Source organism: Pseudomonas helmanticensis (assembly GCF_900182985.1).
GTDB classification, from domain to species: Bacteria; Pseudomonadota; Gammaproteobacteria; order Pseudomonadales; family Pseudomonadaceae; genus Aquipseudomonas; species Aquipseudomonas helmanticensis.
On record NZ_FXUY01000001.1, the window covers coordinates 1,513,057 to 1,525,836 of the forward strand.

The following is a 12,780-nucleotide window of genomic DNA, read 5'->3' on the forward strand; positions in this document are numbered from 1 at the left end:
GTCAGACCCCTTGAGTGTTCCAGCGTGCATGAAGGTGGCGGCCATCCTGGCTGAGCAGTGCGCCGTACATCTCCGGACGGCGATCGCGGTAGATGCCCCAGATCAAACGTTCTTCGCGCATCGCCGCCAGATCGAGGCTTTGCAGGAGCACGCCAGTGCTGTCGCGGTCGGCTGTGGCGAGCAACTGGCCCTTGTGATCGCTGATGAACGATGAACCGTAGAAGCTCATTTGCAGCGCTGGATCGGTGGTCGCCACTTCGCGCCCGACACGGTTCGAGGCCACCACCGGCAGCAGATTGGCCGCGGCGTGACCGCGCATGGTCATCTGCCAGTGATCGCGAGAATCCAGCGCCGCGCAGCCCGGCTCCGAACCGATGGCGGTCGGGTACAGCAGCACTTCGGCGCCCATCAAGGCCAGGCAGCGCGCGGTTTCCGGGAACCACTGATCCCAGCAGATACCCACGCCGAGACGGCCGAACGCGGTGTCCCAGACTTTGAAACCGGTGTCGCCGGGGCTGAAATATTCCTTTTCCTGATAGCCGATGGCATTGGGGATGTGAGTCTTGCGATACACCCCCAGCAGGCGCCCGTCGGCATCGGCCACGGCCAACGAATTGAAGTAGGCGTTGCCGGCCTTCTCGAACCAGCTCAACGGCAACACCACGCCCAACTCGCGGGCCAATGCGGCGAAGCGTTCCAGCACACGGCTGTCGCGATATTCTTCGGCCAGGGCCATGTGCTTATGGCTTTGTTCGATGCAGAAATATGGCGTGGCGAACAGCTCCTGCAACAGGATCACTTGCGCGCCCTGCTGCGCCGCATCGCGGACGAGTTGCTCGGCACGATCGAGGTTGCCCGACAGATCCCAGGTGCACGGCATCTGGGTGGTAGCGATGGTCAGCGTTGTCATGATTTCAACCCTTCACCGGCCAGGCTGGCTGCTGCTGGGTGATGCAGTGCACCCCGCCGCCGCCATGCGCCAGATGATTGATGCGCACCGGCACCACTTCGCGTCCGGGGAAGGCTTGCGCCAATACCTTGGCTGCAACGTCGTCGGCCTCGATGCCATACGCCGGCATGATGATCGCGCCGTTGGCAATATAGAAATTGGTGTACGAGGCGCAAAACACTTCGGCTTCGGTATCGACCGCGTCGCTGGCTTCGAACAGTTCGATCAGCTCGAATTTGCGCCCCTGTGCATCGGTGGCGAGTTCCAGCGCTCGACGGTTTTCGCGTGCCACTTCGGCGTACACCGACGATTGCTCGTGAGTCGCATCCACCAGTAAAACGCCGGGCCGGGCAAATGCGCAGACGCCATCGACGTGGCCGTCAGTCATGTCGCCGGTGACGTAATCCGGATCGCCCGGCAGCCAGATGGTCTTCTTCACGCCGAGCAAACGGCTGAAGATCTCTTCCATCTCGGCCTTGCTCATGCCCGGGTTGCGGTTCGGGTTGAGCAGCACCGATTCGGTGGTGATCAGTGTGCCTTCGCCGTCAACGTGAATCGCCCCGCCCTCGTTGCTCAGCGGTGTGCCGAAACATTCCAGGCCGAGATGATTGAGCGCACGGCGCGCCAAGCTTTCGTCGAGATCGTGGGCCGACTTGCCACCCCACGCATTGAAGCGCCAGCTCACGCCAGCCAGCCCTTGTTGCGGGTGGCAGACAAACGTCGGGCCGGAGTCGCGACACCAGCTGTCGTTGACCGTCAATGGAATCAATTCAACGTTGGCGCCGCACAGTGCTTTCGCGCTGGCAATGGCCGAAGGATCGACCACCAGTTTCACCGGTTCGAACCGGGCGATGGCGTTGGCCACACGGGCGAAATCTTCCTGCACCTGCGCCAGGGTCACGCCCCAACCTGACTCCCACAAAGCCTTGTTGTGCGGCCAGACCATCCACGTCGCAGCATGCGTGACCCATTCTGCCGGCATCATCCAGGCGCTGTTTTTATTGTCGTTGTGCTGCATGATATGCCTCGTTAGTTAAGCCAATGTGTTCACGACGCCAATGCTACGTAGGCGCAAACAGGCAAACAAACGATGGATTTTGCGGATAACTGATTAGAGGAACTTATCGATATGCTCAAGCACTGGCCACCGCTCAGCTCGCTGCGCGGCTTTGAAGCGGCTGCCCGACTTGGCAGTTTTCACAAGGCGGCTGAAGAGCTGAGCCTCACTCAATCAGCGATCAGCCAGCAGATCCGCAGCCTTGAGGCGTATCTGGAACAGCCGCTGTTTTTCCGCAGCGGGCGCAGCGTCGCGCTCACCGATGCCGGGCATGATTTGCTCAGCACCACGCAGGCGATGCTGCAGCAATTGTCAGTCGGCATTCGTCGCCTGGGGCAATATCAGAAACCCAATCAATTGGTGCTCAACACCACGCCGGCGTTCGCCCGACATTGGTTGCTGCCGCGTCTGGCGGACTTTCGCGCGCAACATCCAGAGGTCGATCTGTGGATCTACAGCACCGATGAAGTGCCGGACATGGCCACGCAAACCATCGACATCGCGGTGCGCGACGACATCAGCTCGCAGGCCGAATGCAGTTTCAAGGTGCTGCACGCCGACCGACTCTATCCCGCCTGCCATCCGAGCCTGTTGACCCAGCCAGCAGCCGGACGCACCACGTTGCATGGTGAGCGGGAAATGGACTGGAGTCATTGGGCAGTCGAAGCCGGGATCGACGTCGGCCAGCAGGATCAGGGGCTGAACTTTTCCGATCCGGGATTGCTGCTCGACGCCGCCTGTGCGGGGCTTGGCATCGCTCTGGTCAGTCAGTTGCTCAGCCGTCAGGCGCAAGCTGACGGCTTGTTGCAAGCGCTGGTCGAGGACACCATTCGCGGACCGAACTGGGCCTTGTTGACCCATCGCGACAGTGAGCATGACCCGCTGGCGAAAAGCTTCATCGCCTGGTTGTCAGCCAATCTCAGCGCTGATCAGATCACCGAGAAAACACCGGCGCCGAGTCTTCCTTCCAAGCGGCCATAAAGCACATAGTGCTGATAGCCATTCTTCAATTCACCGGTAGACACTGCGCGCCTGACGTCTTCGTTCAATTGCAGATACTGGGCCTCATCGAAATTTTCCGCACTGACTTCGCCAGCACGTCCCAGCATCTCGCTGTCCACCGGAAGTCCCATGCTGGCGAGATTCTCGAAATCAATGATGCGACTGACCGCGTGTCGCTCCAGTACCCCTTGGTTGGGGAACATCGAGTAGACATGCATGCCCTTTTTCGCGCAGCGGCTGCACATGTCGACGCAGTTTTTTTGCGTGTTTTTGCGCTGCATCAGTTCCGCCACCGGCATGTCGAGGTACTTGCCGACCTGATATTCGTTCTGATTGAAGATCGTGCAGCACAAAATCGTATTGCCATTGCAGTCGATCACCAGCCAGTCATCCTTGAGCAGGCAGTCTTGCTGATGATGCTGCTGGGCTACATTGACAATATCGTCGTAGGGCGGCAGCGCCAGTCTTTTCAGGGTTTCGTAATCGGTATCGGTGACTGAAGGATCGCGGTCGATAATGGCCAGCGTTTTCTCCAGCGGCATCATCACTGTATACCCGGTAGTGAAATTGAAGCCAAGGCGCTCGCTGAATTCACGCATCAGCGCTTCCTCCTCGATGTTATCGAGGTAGCGGTGATAGTAGACGTCGGTCCGGGTTCTCAAACCCAAGCGCTGCTTGATCTCGTGCAGCGCAATCATGTTCTGTTTTACAACTTCGATATCACCACCTACATGGCCCTTTTTGTAGGTTTCCTGATAAAAGCCTGACAGCGAAATACGGAAGTAACCCGGTTCGGCCAACAAGGCTTTTTCCATGTTCTTGGCAAGATTGAGGTTGGTGCTGATACCGCTGCCCATACCGGCGGCATTGATGACTTCGATGAATTCACCAATTTTTTGATGAACCAGAGGCTCGGTCCAGTTGTACAGATAGATCGCCTTGACGCCTTCAGTTTGGGCTTTCTCGACGATCTGCTTGAACATGTCGAGTTGCCCAATTTGCCTACGCCATCAAGGCCACAACCCAGTCGATGAAGACCCGCAACTTCAGGCTGACATGCCGGTTTGGCGGGTACGCCACGTAGAGCGGCATGGGCTCGAGTTGCCAGTCTTCAAACAAGGGCACCAGTTCACCTCGGGCAACGTGGGCATCGGACATATACTTCGGTAACCAGAGCACGCCCATTCCGGCGAGTCCGGCAGCCAGATAGGCATTACCGTCATCGACCGCCAACACATGCCGCCCCTTGATTTGCAGGTGTTCATCGGCGTTGTGCAAGGCATACGGCAGCGGTTTTCCGGTGCGCGCCCAGAGAAAACCGACCACCCGATGCCGGGAATCTTCCAGTTCCCTTGGGTGCCTGGGCGTGCCTTCGCGAGCCAGATACGCGGGTGCGGCGAATACGCCCAATTGCAGATCAGCGATCCGCCGCGCCATCAGCGATTGATCGAGCAGCTCACCGCCGCGCACCACGCAATCGACGTTCTCATCGATGATGTCGACCATGCGATCGCTGACGCCCATGTCGATCTGGATGTCGGGGTAGCGTCGGTGAAAGTCCGGCAGCGCCGGCATCAGAATGTGCCGGGCGAAAGGACTCGGCACATCGACCCGCAATCGGCCCGAGGGCACTGCGGCAACCCCGGGCAGGCTGGTTTCGGCGTCTTCCATGTCGGCCAGCAATTTGATCACGCGCTCGTAGTAAGCGGCGCCATCAGCGGTGACGTTGACCTTGCGCGTGGTGCGATTGAGCAGTTTGACTCGCAAGCGTGCCTCCAACTGCTGAACCAGTTGCGTCACCGTGGTTTTGCTCATGTGCAGGGTTTCTGCCGCCTTGGTGAAACTCCCCGCCTCGACCACCCGCGCGAAAGCCTGCATTGCATCGAAACGGTCCAAGATTCGCCCCTTGATTGTTTGGGATTCACAAACAGTGAAGGCCAAGCTTGCGCGTTTATCGCTGCCCTGCAAATACCTAAAGTGGCGTCATCCACTCAACTGCAGGAGACACCCCATGACGCAGCGCGATGTAGTTTTTCCGCCGGCACGCCGCACGCTTTACGAGCGCAACCGCTACTCCCCGGCGCTTCGCTCGAACGGTTTTCTGTTTGTCTCGGGGCAAGTTGGCAGCGGCGAAGACGGCAAGCCTGAAGCGGATCTGCAGAACCAGGTGCGCCAGGCGTTCCACAACCTCAATGCGATTCTCGACGAGGCCGGTTGCAGCTTCGACGACGTGGTCGACGTCACGGTGTTCATCGTCGATCCGCAGATGAAGTTCGAGACGATCTGGAATGTTGTGCTGACAGAGTTCTGGGGCGATGCGCCGCATCCGACCGTGACGGCGGTTGGCGTGACCTGGCTGTACGGTTTCGATTTCGAGATCAAGGTGATTGCCAGGCTGCCCGAAGCAGCCTGATCGTCAGATCGATTTGCAGCATGGGTCGCCAGTCTTCAGACTGTCGACCCTTTCGACTTTTCCACCATCACTCATGTCAGTTTCATTGCTCAAACCTGCCCTCCCCGGCATCGCCATGCGTCGTTGGCGCTTGTTGCATCGCGTCAAGCAAAGCCACGCCGCGCAGATGTTCAATGTCACCCAATCGACTATTTCCCGCTGGGAAAGCGGCGTGCTGGCGATGGATCCGGCGGCACACTTACAGCTTGAGCAACTGTTGGCCGCGCGTCTCGACACGGCTGCCGACCAGGCCCTCGCCCGGCTGGTCTGCGAAAGCGCACGCCCGGTGCACCTGGTCTGCGACCTGACCCACCGTTTGCTGGCCTGCTCTGCGTCCCGCGCCGCACAGTTCGCCAGTCCGCTGAGCGAATTGCTCGGGCAATCGCTGTGGCGTTTCGTCACGCCAGAAATCGCCAGCAACGAACTGGCGCTCGACGCGCTGGGCTGGCGCGAACTGCAGGCACCACCGGCGCTGCAATTCATCACCGGCAGCAACGACTCCGACCTCGTGCCAATTCGCCAGAGCCTGTGCCGCTGGACACGCATTCCCCTGTCTGACGGTACGGCGGCGCGGCTGGTCGAGACACTCTGAACGCATATTTTATGCGTGGACGCTCACCACCATCGGCTCTAGGCTTGCTTCTCGGCTCCACCACCGGGCAAGCTCATGAACCTCGAAAAACTCAGTGGACGCCTCGAGTTCCTGCGTGAAGCGGAAAAACTCAAGGATGTCCTCAGAAGCGCACACACTTCCAGCGGTCGCACCGAAAGCACCGCCGAACACAGCTGGCGCCTGTGCCTGATGGCGATCGTCTTCGCCGATGAACTGGCCGGTCTCGACCTGCTTAAAGTGCTCAAGATGTGTGTCATTCACGACTTGGGCGAGGCGATCAACGGCGACATCCCGGCGGTCGATCAAGCCGCATTCCCCGCCAAGGCCGAGCAGGAGCGTAACGACCTCCTGCTACTGACTCGCTCACTCGACGAGACGGTGAGAAACGAAATCCTCGCGTTGTGGGACGACTACGAAAATGCCCTGTCTGCCGAGGCCAAAGCAGTCAAGGCGCTGGACAAACTCGAGACCCTGCTGCAACACACTCAAGGGCAGAACCCGGCCGATTTCGACTACCGCTTCAATCTGACTTACGGCATCAAACACACCAGTACCGAACCGGTGTTCGCAGCGCTGCGAGCGCTTATCGACCAGAACACCCGAAAAAGGATGAACATGAACCTGACTATTCGCAACGAACAACCCGACGACATCGACACCATCGCCCAGCTGACTGCAGCGGCATTTCAGAACGAAGAACACTCAAGCCACACCGAACAGCTCATCGTCAAAGCATTGCGCGAGGCCGACCAACTGAGCGTTTCGCAGGTTGCCGTGGAGAATGGCAAGATCATCGGCCATGTGGCGATCTCACCGGTGACAATTTCGTCTGGCGCCACCGGTTGGTACGGTCTTGGTCCGATCTCGGTATGGCCTGAACGTCAGCATCAGGGCATCGGTTCGGCATTGATGAAAGCCGCATTGGCGCAATTGCAAAATCGGCACGGCGCTGGCTGCGTGGTCTTGGGCAATCCAGGTTATTACGGGCGTTTCGGCTTCAAGAATCATCCTGAGCTGACGTTGCCCGGTGTGCCGCAGGAATACTTTCAAGTGCTGTCATTCGGCGCTGAGCTGCCTGTCGGAGAAGTGAAATACCACGATGCATTTGAGGCTACCGAATAAGTCTCTGGCTGGCGCGAACCACCCGTAAATATTCGGACACACCCATTCGTTTGCCATTTCAGAGGTCGTCTGTTTGCATGCCATCCCACATCAGCAGGCAGATCAGCGAGGCGCGGGATGACCCACTACGCACTCCAGCACTTATGGCGCTGGCCTTTGCGCGCGGGAATACGTATAACCTCGCCGTTTCGTCTACCCTGAGCTTGCGCCTTACCTCGCCACTTCAGCTTTTTTGACGCTCACGAAACGGAGAATTCCATGCTCAAACGAACCCTGGCACTGACCGCCGGCCTGGCCCTGTCCTTCAATGCGCTGGTGGCGCAGGCCGCTGACGTTTTGCGGGTCAGCGCGATTCCTGATGAAGCCCCGACTGAACTGCTGCGCAAATTCGAGCCGCTGGGTGCTTATCTGGAGCAGCAGTTGGGCATGAAGGTGCAGTTCGTGCCGGTGGCCGATTATCCGGCAGTGGTTGAAGCCCTGGCGACCGACCGTCTCGACATGGCCTGGCTGGGCGGTTTCACCTTTGTGCAGGCGCGTCTGAAGACCGATGCCACGACGCCGGTGATCCCGTTGGTGCAGCGTGAACAGGATGCGCAATTCACCAGCAAATTCATCACCGCCGACCCGAATGTGCACAGCCTTGCCGACCTCAAGGGCAAGACCTTCGCCTTCGGTTCGGTGTCGTCCACTTCCGGCAGCCTGATGCCGCGCTATTTCATGCTGAAAAACGACGGCATCAAGCCCGAAGCCTATTTCAGCCGAGTCGCCTACTCCGGCGCGCACGACGCCACTGTCGCCTGGGTTCAGGCCGGCAAGGTCGATGCCGGCGTGTTGAACGCCAGCGTCTGGCAAAAACTGGTCGACAGCGGCAAGGTCGACACCAACAAGGTCAAAGTCTTCGCCACCACCCCGACTTACTTCGATTACAACTGGACCGTGCGCGGCACGCTTGATCCGGCACTCGCGGCGAAGATCAAAAAAGCCTTCCTCGACCTCGACCCGGCCAACCCCGAGCAGAAGAAGATTCTTGATCTGCAGGCAGCCAGCCGCTTCATCGACACCAAGCCCGAGAACTACAAGGGCATCGAGGAAGCCGCCCGCGCCGCCGAACTGCTGAAATGACCCTGAGCCTCAACCAGGGCAGCCTGCGCCACGCCAACGGAGTCGAGGCCCTGCGCGGCATCGATTTGCACATTGGTGTTGGCGAACAGGTGGCGATCATCGGTCCGTCCGGGGCCGGCAAATCGAGTTTGCTCAATCTGCTGGCCACCGCGTTGCGACCGAGCAGCGGCGAGATCGAAGTGCTTGGCGAACGCGCCTGGCACTTGTCCGCCGGCCAACGCCAACGTCTGCGTGCGCGTATCGGCCTGGTGCATCAGGCGCCGCCGCTGCCGCCGCGCCAGCGTGTGGTGACCGCCGTGCTCGCCGGTAAACTCGGCCAGTGGAGCCTGGGCAAAAGCCTGCTGAACCTGATGCATCCGCTGGACGTCGCCGGTGCTCGCGCGGTATTGGCGCGACTGGATCTCGGCGACAAACTGTTCGCCCATTGCCAGCAACTGTCCGGCGGCCAATTGCAGCGCGTCGGCATCGCCCGGGTGCTGTATCAGGCCCCACAAATCCTGCTCGCCGATGAACCAGTGTCGGCGATGGACCCGGTGATGGCCGGGCACACCCTGTCGATCCTGTCGCGGCATGCCCGCGAGCACAACGTCACGCTGGTGGCGAGCCTGCATGCTGTCGATCTGGCGTTGTCGCACTTTCCACGCATCATCGGTTTGCGCGACGGCCAGATCTTTTTCGACAGCCCTTCCGGGCAAGTCAGCGCGGACATGCTCGACGCCTTGTACGCCAACGAAAAACTGCAGTCGCCGACCGCTGCGGTCGCGCCGCTGACTGTGCAGATTCCACGATGCTGAGCGCCGATTCACGCGATCCCGCCGCATGGCCGCGACTGTTGCTGAGCGTTTTGGCGATCGCCTTGTTGTGGCCGGGGATCCAGCTCAGTGAACTGAACCTCGGCGTGTTGCTGCAAGATGACAGCCGCAGCGAGATGGGCCGCTTCGTGTCGGCGTTCTGGCCACCGGCGCACGATCAAGCGTTCTTGCAACTGTTGCTCAAAGCCACGTTGCAAACCCTCGCCATCGCCACTGCCGGCATGGCCTTGGCCCTGCTGCTGGCGGTGCCGGCCGGGCTGCTGGCGAGTCGCGCGCTGTCGTTGTCCGCCGCCTCGCGCGGTGGCGTGCCGAGCGCCATGGGCCGGTTGTTGCGCTGGCCGATTCGCGGCTTGCTGATCTTCCTGCGCAGCGTGCCGGAGATTGTCTGGGCGCTGTTGTTTGTCCGCGCGGTCGGTCTTGGTCCGGCGGCGGGCGTGCTAGCCATCGCCATCACCTACAGCGGCATGCTCGGCAAGGTCTACGCGGAGATTTTCGAATCCACCGATCAGCGCCCGGCCCACGCCTTGCTGCAATCGGGCAGCGGCCGGCTGGCGAGTTTTGCCTACGGCATCGTGCCCAATGTCGCGGCGGAATTGCTCTCGTACACGGTCTATCGCTGGGAATGCGCAATCCGCGCTTCCGTGGTGATGGGTTTTGTCGGTGCGGGTGGGCTCGGCCAGCAGATCGATCTGTCGATCCGCATGTTTGCCGGCGGTGAAGTCGCCAGCATGCTGCTGACCTTCCTGGTATTGGTGTTGGCCGCCGACCAGCTCAGTCGCTTGTTGCGCTGGAGGCTGGCATGAACCGGCTGATCAATCTGGCGCTGATCATCGGCATCGTCGCGGCGGTGATTGCCTCGTTCAGCTATCTGGGCCTCGATCTCGGCGAGCTGAGCAGCGCCAACAGCCTGAAGCAGATGGGCGCTTACGTGCAGCGCTTTCTCAGCCCGGACTTGAGCGGCGGTTACCTGCAAGCGATTGTTCACGGCTCGCTGGAAACCCTCGCCATGTCGGCCCTCGGCACCCTGCTCGCGGCAGTGTTGGGGATCATCCTCGCCCTGCCCGCTGCCGGCCGTTTCGGCTGGCCGCTGCAAAGCGTTTCGCGGCTGTTGCTCAATGGTTTGCGGGCGATTCCGGAACTGGTCTGGGCGGCATTAATGGTGCTCGCTGCCGGGCTCGGGCCGAATGCCGGCACCCTCGCTCTCGCCCTGCACACCACGGGCGTGCTCGGCCGTCTGTTTGCCGAGGCACTGGAAAACACCCCGCCGCAACCTGCCGAAGCAATCCGTTTGCAAGGCGGCAATCCGCTTCTGGCGTTCTGCTACGGCACCTTGCCGAACCTGACGCCACAACTGCTCGCCTACATTCTGTACCGCTGGGAAAACAACATCCGCATGGCCAGCGTGCTGGGTTTTGTCGGCGCAGGCGGATTGGGGCAGATGCTCTATGTGAGCCTCAGCCTGTTTCAGGAGGCGCAAGCCAGCACGGTGATCCTGGCGATGCTGTTGCTGGTATTGGCAGTGGATTCGCTGAGTGCCTGGAGCCGGCAACGCTGGGTCAAGGCGTAAAACACCCCGCCTCGATCATTCGTGCAATCCGCTTAACGTCGGCAAGCGCGCTACCCGGGCAGCGCGCTTGCCGGTCGCTTAGTGCGGTGCGCGCGGGATGGTTTTCATCAGGTCTTCAGGGCTGATGTGGCCGACCACGCTACCCGGTTGCGGCAGGTTGAGGATGTGCCCCTTCATTTTGCCGATGATGTGCATCTCGCACGGTTTGCAGTCGAATTTCAGCGTCAGCACTTCATCGCCGTGAATCAACTGCATCGGCGCGACTTTGGTGCGCACGCCGGTCACGCCTTTGGCCTGTTTCGGGCACAGGTTGAAGGAGAAGCGCAGACAATGCTTGGTGATCATCACCGGCACTTCGCCCGCCTCTTCGTGAGCTTCGTAAGCAGCGTCGATCAGCTTCACGCCGTGACGGTGATAGAAGTCGCGAGCCTTCTGGTTGTAGACGTTGGCAAGGAACGTCAGGTGCGAATCCGGGTACACCGGCGGCGGGCTGGTTTCGGCTTTGCGGCTGCCACGCGGGTGAGCGGCAACACGGGCAGCGGTGAGGTTCTCGATCACTTCACGGCGCAGGGCTTTGAGCTGCGAGTTGGGGATGAAGAACGCCTCTGGCGCATCCAGCTTGATGTCGGTGGCGTGGTACTGCGTGGTGCCGAGCTGGCCGAGCAGATCGCGCAGCTGTTCCAGCGCCTGTTCAGGCTTGTTGGCTACACCGAACGGCCCGTCGAGGGTGACGCTGGCGCTGATGCCTTCCTCGCTGGTGGCGGTCACTTCCAGCTGTTGTTCACGCAGACGCGCAACCCAGCTGAGGGCCACGCGACGCTCCGAAGAAGTCTTTTGCAGCGCCTGTTGCCAGTTGTGATCGAGGTTGCGATTCAACGGGTGATTCGGGCGCAGCTTGTACAGGCCTTCGGGCATTTCGTTCGGCTCGACGCGGTAGCGGTAACGCTTCTCGCCGTCTTCCTCGAACTCGCCTTTGGCCTCGGCGATGTTGGCGCGGAAACCGACCACTTCGCGTTTGACCAAGACGTTCAGGCCATCACCGTTGGACAGCGGCTCGTGGGTCACCACCTGCATGTCACGCTTGGCGACTTTCTCGACGATGCCGACCGGCAGCCCGGTGAAGGTCGGCGAATCGAAGGCGCCGATGTCGATCTTGCGGTCGGTGACGAAGTAATCGGTGCTGCCACGGTGGAAGGTCTTTTCCGGGTCGGGCAGGAAGAAATGCGCGGTGCGGCCGCTGGAAGCGCGGGCCAGATCCGGACGGTCTTCAAGGACGTCGTCGAGGCGCTGGCGGTAATAGGCGGTGATGTTCTTCACATAGCCCATGTCCTTGTAGCGACCTTCGATCTTGAACGAACGCACACCGGCTTCGACCAGCGCGCGGATGTTGGCGCTCTGGTTGTTGTCCTTCATCGACAGCAGGTGTTTTTCGTAGGCGATTACCCCGCCCTTTTCGTCTTTCAGGGTGTACGGCAAGCGGCAGGCCTGCGAGCAGTCGCCACGGTTGGCGCTGCGCCCGGTCTGCGCGTGGGAAATGTTGCACTGGCCGGAGAAGGCCACGCACAACGCGCCGTGGATGAAGAACTCGACGGCGGCATCGGTTTCATCGGCGATCGCGCGGATTTCCTGCAGGTTCAGCTCACGGGCCAACACCAATTGCGAGAAACCGGCCTGATCGAGGAACTTCGCCCGCTCAAGGGTGCGAATGTCGGTCTGGGTCGAGGCATGCAGCTCGATCGGCGGAATGTCCAGTTCCATCACGCCCAGATCCTGGACGATCAACGCATCGACACCGGCGTCGTACAGCTGGTGGATCAGCTTGCGGGCCGGCTCCAGTTCGTTGTCGTGCAGGATCGTGTTGATCGTGGTGAAGATGCGCGCGTGGTAACGGCGGGCGAATTCGACCAGTTCGGCGATCTCGCCGACTTCGTTGCAGGCGTTGTGGCGTGCACCGAAGCTCGGGCCGCCGATGTACACGGCGTCGGCGCCGTGGAGGATCGCCTCGCGGGCGATGGCGACATCGCGTGCAGGGCTGAGCAATTCCAGATGATGCTTGGGCAAGGACATAGTTTTTTTAGTCAGGC

At 60.6% G+C, this 12,780-nt stretch carries 13 protein-coding genes and 1 pseudogene; 9 read left to right on the forward strand and 5 right to left on the reverse strand.

Annotated features, from left to right (window positions below):
- Position 1: 1 nt before the first annotated feature.
- Both aguB and QOL84_RS06770 read right to left on the reverse strand, forming a co-directional pair.
- Positions 2-910 (reverse strand): N-carbamoylputrescine amidase, encoded by a 909-nt coding sequence (gene aguB / locus QOL84_RS06765; protein WP_283436669.1) that lies wholly within the window; start codon positions 908-910, stop codon positions 2-4.
- Between the two features lie 4 nt (positions 911-914).
- Positions 915-1,967, reverse strand: a complete 1,053-nt coding sequence (locus tag QOL84_RS06770; protein WP_283436670.1) for an agmatine deiminase family protein — start codon at positions 1,965-1,967, stop codon at positions 915-917.
- A 111-nt stretch (positions 1,968-2,078) separates the two neighbouring features.
- On the opposite strand from QOL84_RS06770, the gene QOL84_RS06775 reads away from it, so the two are divergent.
- Entirely contained in the window at positions 2,079-2,987 is a 909-nt protein-coding gene (locus tag QOL84_RS06775; protein WP_129393238.1) for a LysR substrate-binding domain-containing protein, read from the forward strand.
- Here the strand turns inward: QOL84_RS06775 and QOL84_RS06780 are convergent.
- Together QOL84_RS06780 and QOL84_RS06785 are read right to left on the reverse strand one after the other, a co-directional pair.
- Positions 2,936-3,991, reverse strand: coding sequence for a radical SAM/SPASM domain-containing protein (locus QOL84_RS06780; protein WP_283436671.1), 1,056 nt, complete (start codon positions 3,989-3,991; stop codon positions 2,936-2,938). The two genes, QOL84_RS06775 and QOL84_RS06780, sit on opposite strands and share 52 nt — an antisense overlap.
- A gap of 19 nt (positions 3,992-4,010) precedes the next feature.
- The gene (locus QOL84_RS06785) at positions 4,011-4,904 is read right to left on the reverse strand and encodes a LysR family transcriptional regulator (protein ID WP_283436672.1); all 894 of its coding nucleotides are present in this window, start codon (positions 4,902-4,904) and stop codon (positions 4,011-4,013) included.
- 115 nt (positions 4,905-5,019) lie between these two features.
- Between QOL84_RS06785 and QOL84_RS06790 the strand changes: the two genes are divergently transcribed.
- The 8 genes and pseudogenes from QOL84_RS06790 (at position 5,020) to phnE (ending at position 10,696) form a co-directional block, all read left to right on the forward strand.
- Entirely contained in the window at positions 5,020-5,421 is a 402-nt protein-coding gene (locus QOL84_RS06790) for a RidA family protein (RefSeq protein WP_283436673.1), read from the forward strand.
- Positions 5,422-5,494: 73 nt separating this feature from the next.
- Positions 5,495-6,052 carry a helix-turn-helix domain-containing protein gene (locus tag QOL84_RS06795; RefSeq protein ID WP_283436674.1) on the forward strand — a complete coding sequence of 186 codons (558 nt, stop codon included), beginning with the start codon at positions 5,495-5,497 and terminating at the stop codon, positions 6,050-6,052.
- Positions 6,053-6,127: 75 nt separating this feature from the next.
- A pseudogene (locus QOL84_RS06800) lies at positions 6,128-6,685 on the forward strand (HD domain-containing protein); the annotation flags it as partial.
- A 3-nt stretch (positions 6,686-6,688) separates the two neighbouring features.
- Entirely contained in the window at positions 6,689-7,195 is a 507-nt protein-coding gene (locus QOL84_RS06805) for a GNAT family N-acetyltransferase (protein WP_283438632.1), read from the forward strand.
- 258 nt (positions 7,196-7,453) lie between these two features.
- On the forward strand, positions 7,454-8,317 hold the full coding sequence (locus QOL84_RS06810; RefSeq protein WP_129393220.1) for a putative selenate ABC transporter substrate-binding protein: 864 nt from the start codon (positions 7,454-7,456) through the stop codon (positions 8,315-8,317).
- Positions 8,314-9,111: a phosphonate ABC transporter ATP-binding protein gene (locus QOL84_RS06815; protein WP_283436675.1), complete on the forward strand. Its 798-nt coding sequence runs from the start codon at positions 8,314-8,316 to the stop codon at positions 9,109-9,111. Before QOL84_RS06810 ends, QOL84_RS06815 begins: the two co-directional genes overlap by 4 nt.
- A complete protein-coding gene (locus QOL84_RS06820) occupies positions 9,105-9,932 on the forward strand; it encodes a PhnE/PtxC family ABC transporter permease (protein WP_129393214.1) in 828 nt (275 codons plus the stop codon). Before QOL84_RS06815 ends, QOL84_RS06820 begins: the two co-directional genes overlap by 7 nt.
- Positions 9,929-10,696, forward strand: coding sequence for a phosphonate ABC transporter, permease protein PhnE (phnE, locus tag QOL84_RS06825; protein WP_283436676.1), 768 nt, complete (start codon positions 9,929-9,931; stop codon positions 10,694-10,696). Before QOL84_RS06820 ends, phnE begins: the two co-directional genes overlap by 4 nt.
- 78 nt (positions 10,697-10,774) lie before the next feature.
- Here phnE and QOL84_RS06830 read toward each other — a convergent pair whose 3' ends face one another.
- The gene (locus QOL84_RS06830; protein WP_283436677.1) at positions 10,775-12,763 is read right to left on the reverse strand and encodes a peptidase U32 family protein; all 1,989 of its coding nucleotides are present in this window, start codon (positions 12,761-12,763) and stop codon (positions 10,775-10,777) included.
- Between the last annotated feature and the right edge of the window lie 17 nt (positions 12,764-12,780).

Bases quoted from the DNA above. Each gene is read 5' to 3' on its own strand.
- aguB (WP_283436669.1), bottom strand. From the start codon at position 910: ATGACAACGCTGACCATCGCTACCACCCAGATGCCGTGCACCTGGGAT.
- QOL84_RS06770 (WP_283436670.1), bottom strand. From the start codon at position 1,967: ATGCAGCACAACGACAATAAAAACAGCGCCTGGATGATGCCGGCAGAA.
- QOL84_RS06775 (WP_129393238.1), top strand. From the start codon at position 2,079: ATGCTCAAGCACTGGCCACCGCTCAGCTCGCTGCGCGGCTTTGAAGCG.
- QOL84_RS06780 (WP_283436671.1), bottom strand. From the start codon at position 3,991: ATGTTCAAGCAGATCGTCGAGAAAGCCCAAACTGAAGGCGTCAAGGCG.
- QOL84_RS06790 (WP_283436673.1), top strand. From the start codon at position 5,020: ATGACGCAGCGCGATGTAGTTTTTCCGCCGGCACGCCGCACGCTTTAC.
- QOL84_RS06795 (WP_283436674.1), top strand. From the start codon at position 5,495: ATGTCAGTTTCATTGCTCAAACCTGCCCTCCCCGGCATCGCCATGCGT.
- QOL84_RS06805 (WP_283438632.1), top strand. From the start codon at position 6,689: ATGAACCTGACTATTCGCAACGAACAACCCGACGACATCGACACCATC.
- QOL84_RS06810 (WP_129393220.1), top strand. From the start codon at position 7,454: ATGCTCAAACGAACCCTGGCACTGACCGCCGGCCTGGCCCTGTCCTTC.
- QOL84_RS06815 (WP_283436675.1), top strand. From the start codon at position 8,314: ATGACCCTGAGCCTCAACCAGGGCAGCCTGCGCCACGCCAACGGAGTC.
- QOL84_RS06820 (WP_129393214.1), top strand. From the start codon at position 9,105: ATGCTGAGCGCCGATTCACGCGATCCCGCCGCATGGCCGCGACTGTTG.
- phnE (WP_283436676.1), top strand. From the start codon at position 9,929: ATGAACCGGCTGATCAATCTGGCGCTGATCATCGGCATCGTCGCGGCG.
- QOL84_RS06830 (WP_283436677.1), bottom strand. From the start codon at position 12,763: ATGTCCTTGCCCAAGCATCATCTGGAATTGCTCAGCCCTGCACGCGAT.